Here is a 257-nt window from a genome sequence, read left to right on the forward strand (position 1 = left end):
CGCGGGCTCTGATCTTCGTGACGAAGTCACTCTTGATGGCGATGGAGTTGTGTTTGGTCAATACAATGCGTGGCTTGCGGCCCTTGAAGCACATCAGGCTGAATACGACCAGGCGATGGTCTGGGGAGCCGTTGACGTGCACAACATCAAAGCGTTCTGTCTCCAGCAACGAGCGCAATGCGCGCCACGCTGAAATCATGCGGCCGGCGTCTTTCAGCTTGGCTGGGAATTCAAGCGGCAGTGTCGTCACGTGTTCG

The 257-nt window shown here is 56.8% G+C and carries 1 protein-coding gene; it reads right to left on the bottom strand.

Annotated features, from left to right (window positions below):
- Positions 1 to 257 (bottom strand): glycosyltransferase family 4 protein (locus SB753_RS38910; RefSeq protein WP_410805396.1); only part of this gene is annotated, 257 nt, incomplete at both ends.

Origin of the sequence: Paraburkholderia sp. SIMBA_053 (assembly GCF_046534895.1) — a bacterium.
Lineage (GTDB): Bacteria > Pseudomonadota > Gammaproteobacteria > Burkholderiales > Burkholderiaceae > Paraburkholderia > Paraburkholderia caledonica.